Annotated in this window: 18 protein-coding genes; 16 read left to right on the top strand and 2 right to left on the bottom strand. The window is 70.5% G+C overall.

The window, feature by feature from the left end:
- Window positions 1–211: 211 nt before the first annotated feature.
- Window positions 212–1,546 (top strand): pitrilysin family protein, encoded by a 1,335-nt coding sequence (locus DEJ12_RS14205; protein ID WP_111030481.1) that lies wholly within the window; start codon window positions 212–214, stop codon window positions 1,544–1,546.
- Between the two features lie 8 nt (window positions 1,547–1,554).
- Entirely contained in the window at window positions 1,555–2,157 is a 603-nt protein-coding gene (locus DEJ12_RS14200) for a histidine phosphatase family protein (RefSeq protein ID WP_027464756.1), read from the top strand.
- A gap of 49 nt (window positions 2,158–2,206) precedes the next feature.
- Here the strand turns inward: DEJ12_RS14200 and DEJ12_RS14195 are convergent, their stop codons facing one another.
- Entirely contained in the window at window positions 2,207–2,698 is a 492-nt protein-coding gene (locus DEJ12_RS14195; RefSeq protein WP_111030480.1) for a GNAT family N-acetyltransferase, read from the bottom strand.
- Window positions 2,699–2,721: 23 nt separating this feature from the next.
- Here DEJ12_RS14195 and DEJ12_RS14190 point away from each other — a divergent pair, with 23 nt between their 5' ends.
- Both DEJ12_RS14190 and DEJ12_RS14185 read left to right on the top strand, forming a co-directional pair.
- Window positions 2,722–3,468, top strand: a complete 747-nt coding sequence (locus DEJ12_RS14190) for a 4-hydroxy-tetrahydrodipicolinate reductase (RefSeq protein WP_246552017.1) — start codon at window positions 2,722–2,724, stop codon at window positions 3,466–3,468.
- Window positions 3,469–3,482: 14 nt separating this feature from the next.
- Entirely contained in the window at window positions 3,483–3,947 is a 465-nt protein-coding gene (locus DEJ12_RS14185; protein ID WP_051596537.1) for a tetratricopeptide repeat protein, read from the top strand.
- Window positions 3,948–3,966: 19 nt separating this feature from the next.
- On the opposite strand, the gene DEJ12_RS14180 is transcribed toward DEJ12_RS14185, so the two are convergent.
- Window positions 3,967–4,881 carry a TIGR01777 family oxidoreductase gene (locus tag DEJ12_RS14180; protein WP_111030478.1) on the bottom strand — a complete coding sequence of 305 codons (915 nt, stop codon included), beginning with the start codon at window positions 4,879–4,881 and terminating at the stop codon, window positions 3,967–3,969.
- Window positions 4,882–4,919: 38 nt separating this feature from the next.
- On the opposite strand from DEJ12_RS14180, the gene DEJ12_RS14175 reads away from it, so the two are divergent.
- The 12 genes from DEJ12_RS14175 to miaB all read left to right on the top strand — a co-directional run bounded on the left by DEJ12_RS14175 (window position 4,920) and on the right by miaB (window position 17,863).
- Window positions 4,920–5,750 (top strand): thymidylate synthase, encoded by an 831-nt coding sequence (locus DEJ12_RS14175; RefSeq protein ID WP_111030477.1) that lies wholly within the window; start codon window positions 4,920–4,922, stop codon window positions 5,748–5,750.
- Complete coding sequence (locus DEJ12_RS14170; protein ID WP_111030476.1) at window positions 5,750–6,250, top strand: dihydrofolate reductase; 501 nt, start codon at window positions 5,750–5,752, stop codon at window positions 6,248–6,250. The genes DEJ12_RS14175 and DEJ12_RS14170 overlap by 1 nt, the downstream gene beginning before the upstream one ends.
- Window positions 6,251–6,375: 125 nt before the next feature.
- A complete protein-coding gene (gene dapA / locus DEJ12_RS14165) occupies window positions 6,376–7,353 on the top strand; it encodes a 4-hydroxy-tetrahydrodipicolinate synthase (RefSeq protein WP_017885921.1) in 978 nt (325 codons plus the stop codon).
- Window positions 7,354–7,402: 49 nt separating this feature from the next.
- A complete protein-coding gene (locus DEJ12_RS14160) occupies window positions 7,403–9,079 on the top strand; it encodes a ribonuclease J (RefSeq protein ID WP_027464761.1) in 1,677 nt (558 codons plus the stop codon).
- A gap of 130 nt (window positions 9,080–9,209) precedes the next feature.
- A complete protein-coding gene (locus DEJ12_RS14155) occupies window positions 9,210–12,143 on the top strand; it encodes a DNA translocase FtsK (protein ID WP_111030475.1) in 2,934 nt (977 codons plus the stop codon).
- A gap of 5 nt (window positions 12,144–12,148) precedes the next feature.
- Entirely contained in the window at window positions 12,149–12,793 is a 645-nt protein-coding gene (pgsA, locus tag DEJ12_RS14150; RefSeq protein WP_164941245.1) for a CDP-diacylglycerol--glycerol-3-phosphate 3-phosphatidyltransferase, read from the top strand.
- Window positions 12,790–13,317, top strand: a complete 528-nt coding sequence (locus DEJ12_RS14145) for a CinA family protein (protein WP_111030473.1) — start codon at window positions 12,790–12,792, stop codon at window positions 13,315–13,317. Before pgsA ends, DEJ12_RS14145 begins: the two co-directional genes overlap by 4 nt.
- A 154-nt stretch (window positions 13,318–13,471) precedes the next feature.
- On the top strand, window positions 13,472–13,780 hold the full coding sequence (locus DEJ12_RS14140; RefSeq protein WP_027464765.1) for a helix-turn-helix domain-containing protein: 309 nt from the start codon (window positions 13,472–13,474) through the stop codon (window positions 13,778–13,780).
- 85 nt (window positions 13,781–13,865) lie between these two features.
- Window positions 13,866–14,090: a DUF3046 domain-containing protein gene (locus tag DEJ12_RS14135; protein WP_071405602.1), complete on the top strand. Its 225-nt coding sequence runs from the start codon at window positions 13,866–13,868 to the stop codon at window positions 14,088–14,090.
- A gap of 271 nt (window positions 14,091–14,361) precedes the next feature.
- Window positions 14,362–15,429, top strand: coding sequence for a recombinase RecA (recA, locus tag DEJ12_RS14130; protein WP_111030472.1), 1,068 nt, complete (start codon window positions 14,362–14,364; stop codon window positions 15,427–15,429).
- Window positions 15,426–16,340, top strand: coding sequence for a regulatory protein RecX (locus tag DEJ12_RS14125; protein ID WP_111030471.1), 915 nt, complete (start codon window positions 15,426–15,428; stop codon window positions 16,338–16,340). The genes recA and DEJ12_RS14125 overlap by 4 nt, the downstream gene beginning before the upstream one ends.
- A 26-nt stretch (window positions 16,341–16,366) precedes the next feature.
- Window positions 16,367–17,863, top strand: coding sequence for a tRNA (N6-isopentenyl adenosine(37)-C2)-methylthiotransferase MiaB (gene miaB, locus DEJ12_RS14120; protein WP_111030470.1), 1,497 nt, complete (start codon window positions 16,367–16,369; stop codon window positions 17,861–17,863).
- Window positions 17,864–17,875 lie beyond the last annotated feature (12 nt).

Genomic DNA, 17,875 nt, shown 5'->3' with positions numbered 1-17,875 from the left:
GGGGGGACTCGGTGGTCGCGCAGGACTGATGTCCCGAGCCGCCGGATCGGAACTTAGGGGGGCTTTCGATCCGGCGTGACCAACAGTAGCACAAGGAGGACAGACAGACGAGTCGGTCTGTCCACATTTTCTGTACCCCACTTCGAGTGGCACGCGACCGAGACCGGGAAACTGGGCGGGAGGCATCGACGGATCACTAGGCTCGTCTGCGATGAACCAGCCAGTGCCACTGCCGCTCGGGGCCCCGGACACGTCGTTCCTGACGTCCGGCGGGGCCTTCGTCCGTCGCACCGTGCTGCCCTCGGGCGTCCGTGTGCTGACCGAGGCGGTGCCGGGTGCCGCGTCGACGAGCATCGGGTTCTGGGTCGGCGTCGGTTCGCGGGACGAGCGTGACGGGCAGTTCGGGTCGACGCACTTCCTCGAACACCTGCTCTTCAAGGGCACCGAGACCCGGTCGGCGCTCGACATCGCCATCGCGTTCGACTCGGTCGGCGGCGAGCACAACGCTGCGACCGCCAAGGAGTACACCTGCTACTACGCACGGGTCCGGGACACCGACGTCCCGATGGCCGTGAACGTCATCGGTGACATGGTCACCGGTTCGGTGCTCGAACCGGACGCCTTCGCCGTCGAGCGCGGGGTCATCCTCGAAGAGCTCGCGATGGCCGCCGACGACCCGGCCGACGTCGCGGGCGAAGCGTTCTTCGCCGCGGCCTTCGGCGGACACCCCCTCGGTCGTCCGATCGGCGGGACCCCGGACAGCATCCGTGCGGTCCAGCGGGACGAGGTACTGGCCCACTACCGCGAGCACTACGCGCCGAACGGCATCGTCGTCACCGCCGCCGGCGCCGTCGACCACGACCGGTTCTGCGAGCTCGTCGCCGGCGTCTTCCACGACGCCCCCGACGCCGACCCGCTGCCGCGCCGCACCCCCGAGACCGTGGCCGACCCGGTCGAGGCGAAGCTGACCGTGGTGCACCGCCCGACCGAGCAGGTCAGCATGCTCCGCGGCTCGCAGGGCCTCGACCTGCGTGACGACCGCCGTCCCTCGCTCAGCGTCCTGAACGCCGTGCTCGGTGGGGGCATGAGCTCGCGTCTGTTCCAAGAGGTCCGTGAGCGCCGCGGTCTGGCCTACGCGGTGTCGTCATTCGCCCCCGCGTACCTGGACAACGGTGCCTTCGGTGTCTACGCCGGCTGCGCGCCGGACAACGTCGCCGGTGTCATCGACATCGTCGACGCCGAGTTCCGCCGGATGGTCGACCACGGCATCACCGACGACGAGCTCCGACGTGCCAAGGGCCAGATCGAGGGCGCGCTGACGCTCTCGCTTGAGGACTCCGACGCCCGCATGACCCGGCTCGGCCGTTCCGAGCTCGGCACCGGCGAGTACACCGACCTGTCGACGGCGCTCGAGCGTGTCGACGGCGTCACGACCGCCGGCGTGCTCGAACTCGCGCGCGACCTGCTCACCCGGCCGACGATCACCTCGGTCGTCGGTGCCGTGCAGCAGGACGAACTCGCCGCGGCCATCGGGATCGGCAGCTGAGCACGGACATGTCGCACTACCTGTACCTCGTCCGGCACGGCGAACACCAGGACGCCGAACACGGCCTGCGGGACGGCAAGCTCTCCGAACGCGGCAAGCGCCAGGCGACCCTGATCGCGGACCGTCTCGGTGGCGTGCCCTTCGACGGCGTGTACCACTCGCCGCTCGAGGCCCCGAGCGAGACCGCCGCGTTCCTGTCGCAGCGCCTGCCGTCGATCCAGCCCGAGCCCTCGACACTGCTGTTCGACTGCATACCCTCGGGCCCGACCCCGGACATGCCGCACGCCTACCAGGGCTGGTACGGCGGCATCACCGAAGAGGAGATCGTCGCCGGGCAGGCCCAGATGGGCGACGCCGTGTCGGAGTGGTTCACCCCGGCGCGCGAGGACCGGCACGACCTGCTGATCACCCACAACGCCGTGATCGGCTGGTTCGTGCGCGAGGCGTTCCAAGCCCCCGAGTGGCGCTGGATGGGCACGAACGTCGCCCACACCGCGCTCACGATCATCCGGATCCGTTCGGCGAAGCCCGCCGAGGTCGTCACGCTGAACGACCTGGCCCACCTGCCGGTGGAGCTGCGCACGGGTCTGCCCGTCGATCAGCCCGTCTAGCGGCTGCCCGTCCGGTCCGCGGTGGCGCGGCCGGGAGGCCCGTGGCGGCTCAGGCGATCGGCTTGCGGTACCAGGCGGTCGCGTTCGGGTTGTCGTTGAACGGCTCGACCCGCTGGTACCCGCGGCCGCGGTACATCGCACCGGCTGCCACGAGCGAGTCGTTCGTGTCGAGGACGATGCTCGTCGCACCGAGGTCGGCCGCGGCCCGCTCGAGCAGGTCCATCACGGCCGTCGCCACGCCCGCGCCGCGCCCGGCCGGCGCCACGAAGACGTGCTTGACCTCGAACCGGACGTCGACGGCACCGGTCGCGTCGACCCCGTCCGGGATCCGACGGAGGCCGCCGCAGCCGACCGCGACGTCGTCGTCGTACGCCACCGCGAACACCCCGTTCGGCGGCGTGAACTCGGCGGCGGGGGTGCGCTTCCGCGAGTACGTGCCCTGCGCGCTCGGGAACGTCGCCTCGCGCTCGTCCAGGTACGCGTCGAGCAGCACGTCGACCTCGGGCAGATCGGCCGGCACGGTCCTGACCTCGACTGACATGCGTCGATCCTAGGATGGACCGCATGGTCACTCCCGTCGCCGTCGTCGGCGCCACCGGTCGTCTCGGGGGCCTCGTGGCGTCCGTCGTCGAGGAACTCCCGGAGTTCGAGCTCGTCGCCCGCCTGTCGTCGAAGGACGGCGCGCACGAGGCGCCGCCGTCGGTCTTCGGCGGCGCGGCCCTGGTGGTCGACGTGACGGTGCCGTCGCTCAGCCCGGCGATCGTGGAGAACGCGCTGTCGAGCAGCGCGAACGTGCTCGTCGGCACCTCCGGCTGGTCGCTCGACCGGCTCGCGAAGCTCCGCACCGGGCTGCGGGAACGCCCGGACCAGGGGGTGCTCGTGGTCCCGAACTTCTCCATCGGCTCCGTGCTCGGCACCCACCTGGCGACGATCGCGGCACCGTGGTTCCCCGCCGCCGAGATCGTCGAGACCCACCACGCCGGCAAGATCGACTCGCCCTCGGGCACCGCGGTGCGCACCGCCGAGCTGATGGCCGACGCCCGGCGCGAGGTCGGTCCCGTGGACGCCCCGCACGTCGACCAGCGCGCCCGCGGCCAGCAGGTCGCCAGCGTGCCCATCCACTCGCTCCGGCTCCCCGGGGTGAAGGCCGTGCAGGACGTCGTGCTGAGCGGACCCGGCGAGACGCTGACGATCCGGCACGACACCAACGACGACGTCGCCTACGTCGCGGGCATCCGTGCGGCGCTGGCGAACGTGGTGTCGGCGCGCGGCCTCACCGTGGGCCTCGGCAGCGTCCTCGGCATCGGCTGACCGCCGTGGGTCGGATGGAGCGGGCCGGACGCACGATCCGCTCGCCGTTCTGGGGTGCAGCGCTGATGGCGGTGCTGCTCGCCCTGTACATCGTGCTCGTCGGGCAGCGCGCCGTCGCCTTCATCGCGACCGGGATCCCGATCGGCATCGGCATCGGCGTCGCGCTGTTCGTCGTCGCCGCGATCGGGGCGCTCCTGCTCGTGCTGGAGTTCCGCTTCGGCATCCGCATCACCCGGCTCGGCGCGCGGCTCGAAGCCGAGGGCGGCACCCCGGACGACGTCGTCCCGGTGCGGCCGTCGGGCCGGCCGATCCGCGACGCCGCCGACGAGCTGTTCCCGCGGTACCGCGACGCGGTCGAGCGGGACCCGGCCGACTGGCGTGCCTGGTACCGGCTCGGTGTGGTCTACGACGCCGCCGGTGACCGCAAGCGCGCGCGTTCGGCGATGCGCACCGCCCTGGCGCGCGCCGCCGACCGCTGACCCCGGGGCCGGAGGCGGATCAGAAGACGGCGTCGATCGCGTCCGCCGCCTGCGTGTACCGGAACGTGTAGCCGGACTCGAGCAGCTTCGTGGGCACCATCCGCTGGCTCGACAGGAGCATGTCGTCGGCGGCGTCCCGCAGCGCCAGGCGCAGGGCGAACTCGGGGATCCGGAAGAGGTACGGGCGGTGCAGGACCTCGGCGACGTGCTTCGTGATGCGGTCGGCCACGACGGGCTCGGGGCCCGCCAGGTTCACCGGACCGGACACGTCCGGTGCCGCGGTCGCCAGGTGCACGATCGCGCCGACCTCGTCCTCGAGTGCGATCCAGGGCCAGTGCTGGCCACCGGTGCCGAGCCGGCTGCCGACGCCGAGCTTCGTCAGCGGGACGAGCGGCGCGAGCGCACCGCCGCCCTTGCCGATGACGATGCCGGTGCGGAGCGTGACGACCCGGACCCCGGCGGGAGCGGCGTTCGCGGCGGCTTCCCACGCGGTGCAGACGTCGGCGAGGAACCCCGTGCCGGGGGCGGCGTCGTCCTGCAGCACGTCGGCCGGGCGGTCGCCGTACACGCCCGAGGCCGAGCCCGAGAGGAACAGCGCCGGGGGAGTGGCGGCGTGCCGCATCGCCTCGACCAGGGTGTCGGTGGCGTCGATGCGCGAGCTGCGGATCTCCGTGCGGTACGCGTCCGTCCACGGCAGCTTGCCGATGTTCGCGCCGGCCAGGTTGATCACCACGTCGGCGCCGTCGAGGATCGCCGGGTCGAGCGGACGCCGCCCCGGTGCCCAGCGGAACTCGGTCGCGGTGCGCGCTTCGCGGCGGACGAGCGTGGTGACGTGGTGCCCCGCCTCGCGCAGGGCGCGGACGAGGGGCGTCCCGATGAACCCGGACGAGCCGGCCACCAGGATCGAGAGCGGTTGTTCCGTCGTGTCGGGCATGCCCGCAACGCTACTCACACCGACGTAGGCTTCTGTGTGTGACCGACAGCGAGACCGTACAGCCCGACGCCTCCGTCCCGACGCCCTACGAAGACCTGCTCCGCCGGGTCCTGACGGAGGGCTCGCCGAAGGGTGACCGCACCGGCACCGGCACCCGGAGCCTGTTCGGCGCACAGCTCCGCTACGACCTGTCGAAGGGCTTCCCCCTCGTCAGCACCAAGCGCGTGCACTTCAAGTCGGTCGCGTACGAGCTCCTCTGGTTCCTGCGTGGCGAGGGCAACGCCACCTGGCTGCAGGAGCACGGTGTCCGGATCTGGAACGAGTGGGCGGACGACGACGGTGACCTCGGCCCGGTGTACGGCGTGCAGTGGCGCTCGTGGCCGACCCCCTCGGGCGAGCACGTCGATCAGATCGCCCAGGTCATCGACCAGATCAAGACCAACCCGGACAGCCGCCGGCTCATCGTCTCGGCCTGGAACGTCGCCGACGTGCCGGACATGGCGCTCGCCCCGTGCCACGCCTTCTTCCAGTTTTACGTGAACGACGGCAAGCTCTCGTGCCAGCTCTACCAGCGGAGCGCCGACATGTTCCTCGGCGTCCCGTTCAACATCGCCTCGTACGCGCTGCTGACCCACATGATCGCGGCGCAGACCGGGCTCGAGGTCGGCGACTTCGTCTGGACCGGCGGCGACTGCCACATCTACGACAACCACGTCGAACAGGTCGAGGAGCAGCTGTCCCGCACGGCGTACCCGATGCCGACGCTCGAACTCGCTCCGCGCGACTCGATCGACGACTACGAGTACGAGGACTTCACCGTCGTCGGCTATGAGCACCACCCGGCGATCAAGGCCGCGGTCGCCGTCTGATGATCGGCATGGTCTGGGCCCGCTCGACCACCGGCGTCATCGGTGCCGACGGCGGCATGCCCTGGCACGTGCCCGAGGACCTGGCGCACTTCAAGCAGGTCACCGGCGACGCGACCGTGCTGATGGGCCGGCGCACCTGGGAGTCCCTGCCCGAGCGCTTCCGGCCGCTGCCCGGTCGGCGCAACGTCGTGCTCACCCGGGACACGACGTGGACGGCCGACGGTGCCGAGGTCGTGCACGACATGCAGGCCGAACTCGAGCGTGCCGAGGGCGCCGACGAGACCGTTTGGGTCATCGGCGGCGGTCAGGTCTACGCCGCCGCACTCGACGCGGCCGACCGCGTCTCCGAGACCCTGATCGACGTCGACGTGCCCGGCGACACCGTCGCGCCGGAGCTCGACGAGGCTGCCGGCTGGATGCTCACCGACGAGGGCCCCTGGCAGGAGTCCCGGAACGGCGGCACCCGCTACCGGTTCCTGGAGTGGCAGCGCCGCGCCTGAGCGCCCGCACGCGCCGGGCGTGACCGGCGGGACGGACGTGATCCGGGCCTCCCGGCCGCGCCGCAGGCGGTCCACCGTCCACACGGACGGCGGTCCTCGCGCGCATCCCCGGTACGCTGGTGCCCGTGTCCCCGCGTGAGAATCCCTTCGGTCAGGTCCTCGTCGCCCTCGTGACCCCGTTCACGGCCGACGGCGAGGTCGACTGGCCCGGCGTCGAGCAGCACATCGACGACTGCATCACCGCCGGCGCCGACGGCATCGTCGTCACCGGCACGACCGGCGAGACGTCAACGCTGACCGACCCGGAGAAGCTCCGTCTGGTCGAGGTCGGCAAGTCCGTCGCCGCCGGCCGCGCGAAGATCATCACGGGCGGTGGCTCGAACGAGACCGCGCACGCGATCCACCTGTACAAGCAGAGCGAGAAGGCCGGCGCGGACGGCGTGATGATCGTCACGCCGTACTACAACAAGCCGACGCAGTCGGGTGTCCTCACCCACTTCCGGATGATCGCGGACGCCACCGACCTGCCGGTGATCCTGTACGACATCCCGGGCCGCACCGGCATCCCGATCACGTACGACACGATCCTGCGTGCGTCCAAGCACCCGAACATCCTCGCCGTGAAGGACGCCAAGGGCGACTTCGCCGAGGTCTCGCGGGTGCTGAACAACACCGACCTCATGTACTTCTCCGGCGACGACACGAACGTGCTCCCGCACCTGTCGATCGGCGCCACCGGCCTGATCGGCGTGACCGCGAACATCACGAGCGCGCCGTACCGCACCATCGTCGACGCCGTGAACCGGGGCGACCTGGCCACCGCGACGGCCGAGCACAAGCGACTCGAGCCGCTCGTCCGCGCCGTGATGACGCACGTTCCCGGTACCGTGGCCGCGAAGTACATCCTGCACGGGCTCGGCCGCATCGGCAGCCCGCGCGTCCGACTGCCGCTCGTCGGCCCCGAGGACTCCGAGGCGTACGCCATCGAGACCTCCCTCGAAGCCGTGCGCGACGTGCCCGGCGCCGACTTCTCGAACTTCCGCCCCGACCGCAACGCGGCGGCCGGCGGTGCACTACCGAAGGTGCCAGGCACCACCCGCTAGCGAACACCGCGGCGCGCAGCACGCGCGTCGCCCGAATCCGTAGGACCGAATGCCCACACAGATCTCCGAACCGCAGCCGCTCGAAGCCGGCACCCTCCGCGTCGTCCCCATCGGGGGCCTCGGCGAGATCGGTCGAAACATGACCGTCTACGAGTACGAGGGCAAGCTGCTCATCGTCGACGCCGGCGTGCTGTTCCCCGAGGAGCACCAGCCCGGTGTCGACCTGATCCTGCCGGACTTCTCGCCGATCCGTGACCGCCTCGACGACGTCCTCGGTGTCGTGCTCACGCACGGCCACGAAGACCACATCGGCGCCGTCCCGTACCTGCTGAAGCTCCGCGACGACATCCCGCTGATCGGCTCCACGCTGACCCTGGCGCTCGTCGAGGCGAAGCTCAAGGAACACCGGATCAAGCCGTACACGCTCGTCGTGGCCGAGGACCAGACCGAGCAGATCGGCCCGTTCCACCTCGAGTTCGTCGCCGTGAACCACTCCATCCCGGACGCCCTCGCCGTCGCGATCACGACCCCCGCCGGTCGTGTGCTGCACACGGGTGACTTCAAGATGGACCAGCTCCCGCTGGACGACCGCATCACCGACCTCCGTGCGTTCGCCCGTCTGGGCGAGGCCGGCGTGGACCTGTTCCTGCCGGACTCCACGAACGCCGACGTGCCGGGCTTCACCGCTCCGGAGCGCGACATCGGCCCGGTGCTCGAGAACATCATCATGCGCGCCCGCAAGAAGGTCGTCGTGGCGAGCTTCTCGTCGCACGTGCACCGCGTGCAGCAGGTCCTCGACGCCGCCGCGGCCGCGAACCGCAAGGTCGCGTTCATGGGCCGCTCGATGATCCGCAACATGACAATCGCCGCCGACCTCGGGTACCTGCGGGTGCCGGAGAACGTGCTCATCGACACGAAGAAGGCGAAGAACGTCCCCGACGACCAGATCGTCTACATGTCGACCGGGTCGCAGGGTGAGCCGATGGCCGTCCTGGCCCGGATGGCGAACCTCGAGCACCAGATCGAGATCGGCGAGGGCGACACCGTCATCCTCGCGTCGTCGCTCATCCCGGGCAACGAGAACGCCGTGTACCGCGTCATCGACGGGCTGACGAAGCTCGGTGCGAAGGTCGTGCACAAGGGCAACGCGAAGGTGCACGTCTCCGGACACGCCTCCGCCGGCGAGCTGCTCTACTGCTACAACATCCTGCGGCCGCGCAACGTGCTCCCCGTCCACGGCGAGCACCGCCACCTGTACGCGAACGCCGACCTGGCGATCCAGACGGGTGTCCCGCCGCGCAACGTGATCCTCGGGCAGGACGGCATCGTCGTCGACCTGAAGGACGGCGTCGCGACGGTCGCCGGCCAGCTCGACATCGGCTACGTCTACGTCGACGGCTCCACCGTCGGCGAGATCACCGACGCCGACCTGAAGGATCGCCGCGTCCTGGCGGAAGAGGGCTTCATCTCGATCTTCTGCGCGGTGGACTTCACCACCGGGCAGTGCGTGATCGGCCCGGAGATCCAGTCGCGCGGCTTCGCCGAGGACGACTCCGTGTTCGACGACGTCCGCCCGCAGATCGCCAAGGCGATCTCCGAGGCCGCCGCCAACGGCACGCGCGACTCGCACGCCTTCGCGCAGGTCGTCCGTCGCACGGTCGGTCGCTGGGTGAACACCAAGCACCGCCGTCGTCCGATGATCGTCCCGGTGGTCATCGAGGCGTAGGGCCCGTTCGCGGGGTGGGCGCGCGTCCGCGTTCGCGTCTGTCCGGCCCGGGAGGCCCGTCCAGCGTCCGTCACGGACGCTGCGGCGGGCCTTCCTGCGTTTGTCCTGAGCGGGCGTTAGGGTTCTGCCCATGGCCGGAGGCACCAAGTCGACCACGCGCTCGCGCGCGTCCACGTCGTCCCGTGGCAACGGGACGCGCGGTTCGTCGCGCACCCAGGCCACGACGAAGAAGCTGCCGCAGGCCGCACCCACGCCGGTGTTCCGCGAGCAGAACCCGCTCGTGACCTTCTGGCTCGCGATGGCGCACGGCGTCGGCGCGATGTTCCGGCTGCTCGGCAAGGAGACCCTCGAGAAGGACCAGCGGCGCGACGGGTTCCCGTTCCTGCTGTTCCTGCTGGCCATCGCCGGCGGGGTCGTCGAGTGGCTCAATCCGACCAACAGTGTCTCCGTCGCACTCGACGCGTACACGTTCGGTGGGCTGTTCGGCCGCCTCGCGTTCGCCCTGCCCGTCATCATGATCGTGTTCGCCGGGTGGTTGTTCCGGCACCCGGCCTCGGTGCACGACAACACCCGGATCGGCATCGGCCTGGGCATCCTGATCGTGTCGATCGCCTCGCTCTGCCACGTCTTCGGCGGCCGACCGAGCGCGGCCGACGGCATGCCCGCGCTGGCCGCCGCCGGTGGGGTGCTCGGCTGGGTGGTCATCGGCTGGCTCGTCACGATCGCGACCGCCTGGGTGGCCGTCCCCGTGGCGATCGTGCTGCTGGTGCTCTCGCTCTTCATCATCACCAAGACGCCGCCGAACAAGCTCGGGCGACGCCTGCACGAGCTCTACGCCTACCTGTTCGGCGCCCCGGCCCCCGCAGCAGAACCCGAGGCCGACGCCGCCGCCGTGGCGGAGCCCGCCGCCCGTGCCCGCACGTCGAAGCGCGGCAAGAAGGGCGACACCGACTTCCAGCTGTTCGACGACCTCGGGTTCGGTGACGAGCAGGCCGCTGCCGACGCCGAAGCCGGTGGCGACAACGTGCCGTGGTGGCGCCGGAACAAGTCCGGGCGCGAAGAGGACCCGGCGTACGACAGCCCCGTGCTGCCCCCGGCCACCGGGGTCGCCCCGGCTGCCGCTGCCGTCGCACCAGCTGCCCCCGTCGTGCCCGCTGCGCCCGCGGTGAGCCCGAACGCCGGTGCCGCCGCCGGGCTCGTCGACCTCACGCCGGCCGAGCCCGCGTCGGTCAACCTCAACGACTCCGTCGAGCAGGACCTGCAGGACGCCGAGCAGGCGCTCCGCGCGTTCGGCACCGACGTCCCCGCGCGGCCGGAGCCGACCGCCGACATCCGTCCCGCGGTGCCCGAGGTGCTGTCCGAGCCCGAGATCGTCGACGAGCCAGAGGACATCGACGCCGCCGCCGAGCTGAGCGCAGCCGCCGCCGGTTCCGACGACGATCCGTCGAAGCCCTACCGGCTGCCCGCCGCCACGACGCTGAGCTCCGGAACGCCCTCGGTCGCGCGGAGCCAGGCGAACGACGACATCGTCGCCGCCATCACCGGGGTGCTCACCGAGTTCAAGGTCGACGCGAAGGTCACCGGGTTCTCCCGCGGGCCGACGGTGACCCGGTACGAGATCGAGCTCGGCCCCGGCGTCAAGGTCGAGCGGGTCACGGCCCTGTCGAAGAACCTGTCGTACGCGGTCGCCTCGAACGAGGTCCGCATCCTGTCGCCGATCCCGGGCAAGAGCGCCATCGGCGTCGAGATCCCGAACACCGACCGCGAGATCGTCTCGCTCGGTGACGTGCTGCGCTCGAACGCCGCCCGCAAGTCGAAGCACCCGATGACGATCGGCGTCGGCAAGGACGTCGAGGGCGGCTTCGTCGTCGCGAACCTGGCGAAGATGCCGCACCTGCTCGTCGCCGGCTCCACCGGTTCCGGCAAGTCGGTGTTCATCAACTCGATGATCACGTCGCTGCTGATGCGCGCGAAGCCGTCCGAGGTCCGCATGGTCCTGGTCGACCCGAAGCGCGTCGAACTCTCGATCTACGCCGGTGTCCCGCACCTCATCACGCCCATCATCACGAACCCGAAGAAGGCGGCCGAAGCGCTGCAGTGGGTCGTGAAGGAGATGGACATGCGGTACGACGACCTGGCGTCGTTCGGGTTCCGCCACGTCGACGACTTCAACAAGGCGATCGAGAACAACGAGATCATCTTGCCGGCGGGCAGCGAGCGGAAGCTCAAGCCGTACCCGTACCTGCTCGTCGTCGTCGACGAGCTCGCCGACCTCATGCTCGTGGCGCCACGTGACGTCGAGGAGTCGATCGTCCGCATCACCCAGCTCGCCCGCGCCGCCGGCATCCACCTGGTGCTCGCGACGCAGCGCCCCTCGGTCGACGTCATCACCGGCCTGATCAAGGCGAACGTGCCGTCGCGCATCGCCTTCGCGGTGACGAGCGTCACGGACTCCCGCGTCATCCTCGACCAGCCCGGCGCCGACAAGCTCATCGGTCAGGGCGACGCGCTCTTCCTGCCGATGGGCTCGTCCAAGTCGCTCCGCGTGCAGGGCGCCTGGGTGCAGGAGGGCGAGGTCGCCGAGGTCGTCCAGCACGTCACGCGGCAGGCGCAGCCCGAGTACCGCCAGGACGTCCAGGCCGTGGTCGAGCGCAAGGAGATCGACGCCGACATCGGTGACGACCTCGAACTCCTGCTCGCGGCCGTCGAGCAGGTCGTGTCGACCCAGTTCGGCTCGACGTCGATGCTGCAGCGCAAGCTCCGCGTCGGCTTCGCCAAGGCCGGTCGCCTGATGGACCTGATGGAGTCGCGCGACATCGTCGGGCCGTCCGAGGGCTCGAAGGCCCGCGACGTCCTGGTGACCGCCGACCAGCTGCCCGCGGTGCTCGCGAAGCTCCGTGGCGAGGAGCCGCCCGCCGCGGCCGCTCCGGCAGCGCCGGCCCCGACGCCGTCCGGCGACAGTGACCGCTACGGAGCAGACCCCGTCGGGGACATGGTCCGCGGGTACGATGAAGTCCACGACGAGCCCGATGAGGACGCGTGGGGACTGACGGGCAGGGAGTGACGGCGATGACCGCCTCGGACAGCACGAACACCACGCACGGCGCACGGTTCCCGTGGCGCGGGCGGCTGCTGCGCAAGGGCCCCGGCCCGGCGTCGACCGCGAACGTCGCGAACATCATCACGGTGGTGCGCATCCTCATGGCGCCGCTGTTCTTCGTCCTGCTGCTCACCGACGCCGGCAACGACGGGCCGCTGCGCATCTGGGCGGCGGTCGTCTTCGTCGTGGCCATCGTCACGGACAGCGCCGACGGCATCATCGCCCGTCGGCAGAACCTGGTCACGGACTTCGGCAAGCTCGTCGACCCGATCGCCGACAAGGTGCTCATCGGTGGTGCGCTCGTCGCGCTGTCGATCCTGGCCGAGCTGCCCTGGTACGTGACCGTGCTGATCATGGTGCGCGAGATCGGCATCACGGTCTTCCGGTTCGCGGTGCTCTCCGACCGGGTGATCCCGGCCAGCCGCGGCGGCAAGATCAAGACCGTGCTGCAGGCCGTCGCCCTGACGGCCGCGCTGTTCCCGTGGTGGAACCTGGTCGGCGACTGGGCGCACTGGGTCAACGGCATCCTGATGACGGCCGCGTTCCTGGCAACGATCCTGAGCGGGATCGACTACCTCTGGCAGGCATGGAAGCACAACCGCACCACCGCATGACCGGGCCCGACCGCTCGACGCGGGCCGCGCCTCCCGTCCCGGTCGCACCGGGACTCATCGCCGAGCTGACGGCGCGGGGCGAGACCCTCGCCGTGGCGGAGTCGCTGACCGGCGGCCTCGTGGTCGCGACCCTCGTCGACGTGCCGGGCGCGAGCGCCGTCGTCCGCGGCGGCGTCGTGGCCTACGCGACGCCCGTGAAGCACTCCGTGCTCGGGGTCTCGGCGGAGCTGCTCGAGGCCGAGGGTGCCGTGCATCCGGAGGTCGCCCGGCAGATGGCCGCCGGTGTCCGGATCGCGCTGTCCGTCGACGGGGAACCCGCGACGTGGGGGATCAGCACGACGGGCGTCGCCGGCCCGGACCCGCAGGACGGCAAGCCCGTCGGCACCGTGTACGTGGGGATCGCCTCCGCCGCGGGGGCTGAGGCCTTCGAGCTGCACCTCGACGGTGACCGGGGAGCAATCCGGCACGCCACCGTCTCCGAACTCCTTGCACGGATGTCGTCCGAGGTCCGGGGCCGGGAATAGGTCCCGTTTCCACTGGGTTACATCTCACGAAATCTCCAGCAGTACGGCAGCCAGCCTGGCTAACATGCTGCAACCGGCAACGCTATTGTTGCTGAACCCGAACTCGATCCACCGGACCGAGCGGGCGCGGAGACGACAGAGAGGAGGAGTTCTCATGGTTCTCGTTCGTCAGGAAATCGGCGATGTGCTCCGGGACTTCCGCTTGCAGAAGGGCCGGACCCTCCGTCAGGTCGCGTCCAAGGCCAGTGTCGCGCTCGGGTACCTCAGTGAGGTCGAGCGCGGGCAGAAGGAAGCCAGCTCGGAGATCCTCGCGTCCGTCGCGGATGCTCTGGACACGCCCATCTCGACCATCATGCGCGAAGTGGGCGACCGCCTCGCGATCGTCGAGGGGCTGACCCCCGTCCCCGACACGCTCCCGGACGACCTCGTCGCCGAGTTCGACAACGACCTCGCGGTTCGCTGAGCGCACCGCACCGAACGCCCTCGCCGGTCCTTCCCGGCGGGGGCGTTCTGCGTTCCGGCCCACGACCACCGCCTAGGCTGGTCGGATGCGCGTGAGTGAGTTCTGGCGAGCAGTCGACCAGGTGTTCGGTGAGGCCTACGGTTCCGTGGTCACCCGTGACGTCGTGCTCGAGGGGCTGGGCGGTCGCTCCGCCGTGGACGCCCTCGCCGCCGGCATCGAGGCTCGCCGGGTGTGGGACGCACTGTGCGACTCGCAGGACGTCCCGATGGACCGGCGGCACGGCAAGGGCCTCGCCGAACCCCAGGACTGAGCGGGTCCCGCGGGCCGCGCACCCGAAACTGTGTTCGGCGTGTTGCTCGAACGCGTGTTCGATCGGTGGTAGCTTCCTCCACAGCGGCGTCGCCCGGATGTTCCATCCACAGATCGCGTGACCGTCGGCAGTGATGTCGGTGGCTCGCCATAGGTTGATGGACATCGGGAACAGCCCGAAGCCTTGTCGCAGAACCATCGGCCTTGCACCATCGGCCGGCGTGGACGCGACAGCCTACAGGCGGCCGAACACGAGCACGAAGGAGCACCCCATGCCATCACCGGCAGACCGCGAAAAGGCCCTCGAGACCGCACTCGCACAGATCGACAGGCAGTTCGGCAAGGGTGCGATCATGCGCCTCGGTTCGGACGAACGCGCCCCCGTCAACGTCATCCAGACCGGGTCGGTGGCGCTGGACGTCGCGCTCGGCATCGGTGGCCTGCCCCGTGGCCGCATCGTCGAGATCTACGGCCCGGAGTCGTCGGGTAAGACGACCCTCACCATCCACGCCATCGCCAACGCCCAGCGCGCCGGTGGCATCGCGGCCTTCATCGACGCCGAGCACGCGCTCGACCCTGAGTACGCCAAGAAGCTCGGTGTCGACATCGACGCCCTGCTCGTGTCGCAGCCCGACACCGCCGAGCAGGCGCTCGAGATCGCGGACATGCTGGTCCGCTCCGGCTCCATCGACCTGATCGTCATCGACTCCGTCGCGGCCCTCGTGCCCCGTGCCGAGATCGAGGGCGAGATGGGTGACTCGCACGTCGGTCTGCAGGCCCGCCTCATGTCCCAGGCCCTGCGAAAGCTCGCCGGTGGCCTGAACCAGACGCAGACCACGATGATCTTCATCAACCAGCTGCGCGAGAAGATCGGCGTGTTCTTCGGTTCGCCCGAGACCACCTCGGGCGGTAAGGCGCTGAAGTTCTACGCGTCCGTCCGCCTCGACATCCGCCGCATCGAGACGCTCAAGAGCGGCACCGACGCGGTGGGCAACCGCACGCGTGTCAAGGTCGTCAAGAACAAGATGGCGCCGCCCTTCAAGCAGGCCGAGTTCGACATCCTGTACGGCGTCGGCATCTCGCGCGAAGGCTCGCTGCTCGACTTCGGTGTCGACCACGGCATCGTCAAGAAGTCGGGTGCCTGGTACACCTACGACGGCGACCAGCTCGGGCAGGGCAAGGAGAACTCGCGTTCCTTCCTGATCCAGAACCCCGAGATCGCTGCCGACATCGAAGGCAAGATCCTCGCCAAGCTCGGCGTCGGCGTCGGCGGTGCCAAGGCCGAGGACGCCCCGGTCGAGTCGATCGCGCCGAAGCTCGCGGAGCGCAAGGGCGCGTGAGCACCGACCACGACGACGACGGCCTCGCACCGGTCACCGACCTGTTCGGTGCGAGGTCTCGTCGTCGCGCTCCTGTCACGCCGGTGATGCCCGCCATCCCCGATCCTCCGGTGTCACCGGACGAACCGCGCGACACCGACGGCTGGGCGCTGCCCGAGTCGGACGAAGGTCGTGCGGACGAGTTCCCCGCGTCGTTCGACGCCGATTCGCCGGTGCCCCTGCACGGTGCCCGCGGGCCGGCAGCGTGGGTGTCGCCCGTCATCGGAGACGGCAGCGGGCGCTCGAACCGTGCGGAGCAGGACGGCTACGACTCCGAGACGGCTGACGCCACCACGGCGTCGGTGTTCTCCATCGCCGGCGGCGAGGAGATCGACCCGGCCGACGCACCCCGTCCGCTCGACGAACAGCGCGCGGACGCCGAACGGCTCAGCCTGCGTGCCCTCGGGCGCAAGGGCGTGAGCGAGTCCGAGATGCGGACCCTGCTGCTGCAGCAGGACCTCGACCCCGACGTGGTCGAGCACGAGATCGAACGGTTGACCCGTGTCGGGCTCCTTGACGACGTCGCCCTCGCCACCGACCTGGTGGATCGGCTGCACGCCCGCAAGGGCCTCGGCCGACAGGGTGTCGTGACCGAGCTCCGTCGCCGGGGGATCGACCAGGTGGCGATCGACACCGCACTCGACGAGGCCGCCGACGACGAGGACGACGAGTTCCTCCGCGCGCAGGAGCTCGCCGACAAGCGGGCGCCGCAGATGCGCGGACTCGACCGGGCGACCGCGGAACGCCGGCTGTCCGGCTTCCTGATGCGCAAGGGCTACAGCTCCGGTGTCGTCCGGATCGCCGTCGCGCGGGCACTCGACGGCGGCGGGAAACGGCCGCCTTCCGGCCGCGGGACCGTCCGGTTCGAGTAGCCGCTCCGACCTACACTGGGACGACCATGGCCACCGTCGAAGCGCGCCCCCGCACCTACGAAGTCCGCACCTACGGGTGCCAGATGAACGTCCACGACTCCGAGCGGTTGAGCGGGTCACTGCAGGCCGCGGGCTACACCGCGGCGGACGGTGCGCAGGCCGACGTCGTCGTCATCAACACCTGTGCCGTGCGCGAGAACGCGGACAACCGGCTGTACGGCAACCTCGGGCAGCTCGCGGGGATCAAGCGCGAGCACCCCGGCATGCAGATCGCCGTCGGCGGGTGCCTGGCGCAGAAGGACAAGAACGTCATCCTCGAGAAGGCGCCGTGGGTCGACGTCGTCTTCGGCACGCACAACATGGGGTCGCTGCCGACCCTGCTCGAGCGGGCGCGGCACAACGACGAGGCGCAGATCGAGATCCTCGAGGCGCTCGACGTCTTCCCGTCGACGCTGCCCACCAAGCGCGACTCGACGCACAGCGGCTGGGTCTCCATCTCCGTCGGCTGCAACAACACCTGCACGTTCTGCATCGTCCCCTCGCTCCGTGGCAAGGAGAAGGACCGCCGTCCCGGTGACGTCCTGGCCGAGATCCAAGCGCTGGTCGACGACGGCGCGATCGAGGTCACGCTGCTCGGGCAGAACGTGAACTCCTACGGGGTCGAGTTCGGCGACCGACAGGCGTTCGGCAAGCTGCTGCGGGCCACCGGTGCCATCGAGGGCCTCGAGCGCGTCCGCTTCACGAGCCCGCACCCGGCGGCGTTCACCGACGACGTCATCGACGCGATGGCCGAGACCCCGAACGTGATGCCCCAGCTGCACATGCCGCTGCAGTCGGGTTCCGACCGGGTGCTCAAGGCCATGCGCCGGAGCTACCGCAGCGAGCGGTTCCTCGGCATCCTCGACCGCGTCCGCGCGAAGATCCCGCACGCGGCGATCTCCACCGACATCATCGTCGGGTTCCCCGGCGAGACCGACGCCGACTTCGAGGACACCCTGCGCGTGGTCGAGCAGGCACGGTTCGCCTCGGCGTTCACGTTCCAGTACTCCATCCGCCCGGGCACGCCGGCCGCGACGATGGACGACCAGCTGCCGAAGCACATCGTGCAGGAGCGCTACGAGCGACTCGTCGCCCTGCAGGAACACATCACCGCGGAAGAGAACGCGCTGCAGGTCGGCCGGAGCGTCGAAGTGCTCGTCGCCTCCGGTGAAGGCCGCAAGGACGACGCCACCCGCCGGCTCTCCGGTCGCGCCGAGGACTCCCGGCTCGTGCACTTCACCGTGCCCGCCGGGTCCGAGGTCCCGCGCCCGGGCGACGTCGTCACCGTCGACATCACCCGTGCCGCACCGCACTTCCTGCTCGCCGACGACGACGCGCCGCTGCGCATCCGACGCACCCGGGCCGGCGACGCCTGGGACCGCGCGCAGGCCGAGAGCTGCGGCGTGCCCACGCCCGCTGCCGCCACGGGCGACGGGCCCCGTCCGGTCTCGCTCGGGCTGCCCACGCTCCGTGTCGGCCGCTGAACTCCCCGGGGC

Origin of the sequence: Curtobacterium sp. MCLR17_059, from assembly GCF_003234665.1 — a bacterium.
GTDB lineage: Bacteria > Actinomycetota > Actinomycetes > Actinomycetales > Microbacteriaceae > Curtobacterium > Curtobacterium flaccumfaciens.
Note: the sequence above shows the minus strand (reverse complement) of the source record. Positions and strands in the feature narration are given on the sequence as shown.

What these genes read in the sequence shown, in the direction of transcription:
- DEJ12_RS14185 (WP_051596537.1), top strand. Translation starts at nt 3,483, where the DNA reads ATGGAGCGGGCCGGACGCACGATCCGCTCGCCGTTCTGGGGTGCAGCG.
- miaB (WP_111030470.1), top strand. Translation starts at nt 16,367, where the DNA reads ATGGCCACCGTCGAAGCGCGCCCCCGCACCTACGAAGTCCGCACCTAC.
- DEJ12_RS14190 (WP_246552017.1), top strand. Translation starts at nt 2,722, where the DNA reads ATGGTCACTCCCGTCGCCGTCGTCGGCGCCACCGGTCGTCTCGGGGGC.
- DEJ12_RS14205 (WP_111030481.1), top strand. Translation starts at nt 212, where the DNA reads ATGAACCAGCCAGTGCCACTGCCGCTCGGGGCCCCGGACACGTCGTTC.
- DEJ12_RS14160 (WP_027464761.1), top strand. Translation starts at nt 7,403, where the DNA reads ATGCCCACACAGATCTCCGAACCGCAGCCGCTCGAAGCCGGCACCCTC.
- DEJ12_RS14135 (WP_071405602.1), top strand. Translation starts at nt 13,866, where the DNA reads ATGCGCGTGAGTGAGTTCTGGCGAGCAGTCGACCAGGTGTTCGGTGAG.
- DEJ12_RS14180 (WP_111030478.1), bottom strand. Translation starts at nt 4,881, where the DNA reads ATGCCCGACACGACGGAACAACCGCTCTCGATCCTGGTGGCCGGCTCG.
- pgsA (WP_164941245.1), top strand. Translation starts at nt 12,149, where the DNA reads ATGACCGCCTCGGACAGCACGAACACCACGCACGGCGCACGGTTCCCG.
- DEJ12_RS14145 (WP_111030473.1), top strand. Translation starts at nt 12,790, where the DNA reads ATGACCGGGCCCGACCGCTCGACGCGGGCCGCGCCTCCCGTCCCGGTC.
- DEJ12_RS14155 (WP_111030475.1), top strand. Translation starts at nt 9,210, where the DNA reads ATGGCCGGAGGCACCAAGTCGACCACGCGCTCGCGCGCGTCCACGTCG.
- DEJ12_RS14195 (WP_111030480.1), bottom strand. Translation starts at nt 2,698, where the DNA reads ATGTCAGTCGAGGTCAGGACCGTGCCGGCCGATCTGCCCGAGGTCGAC.
- DEJ12_RS14200 (WP_027464756.1), top strand. Translation starts at nt 1,555, where the DNA reads ATGTCGCACTACCTGTACCTCGTCCGGCACGGCGAACACCAGGACGCC.
- DEJ12_RS14140 (WP_027464765.1), top strand. Translation starts at nt 13,472, where the DNA reads ATGGTTCTCGTTCGTCAGGAAATCGGCGATGTGCTCCGGGACTTCCGC.
- DEJ12_RS14170 (WP_111030476.1), top strand. Translation starts at nt 5,750, where the DNA reads ATGATCGGCATGGTCTGGGCCCGCTCGACCACCGGCGTCATCGGTGCC.
- recA (WP_111030472.1), top strand. Translation starts at nt 14,362, where the DNA reads ATGCCATCACCGGCAGACCGCGAAAAGGCCCTCGAGACCGCACTCGCA.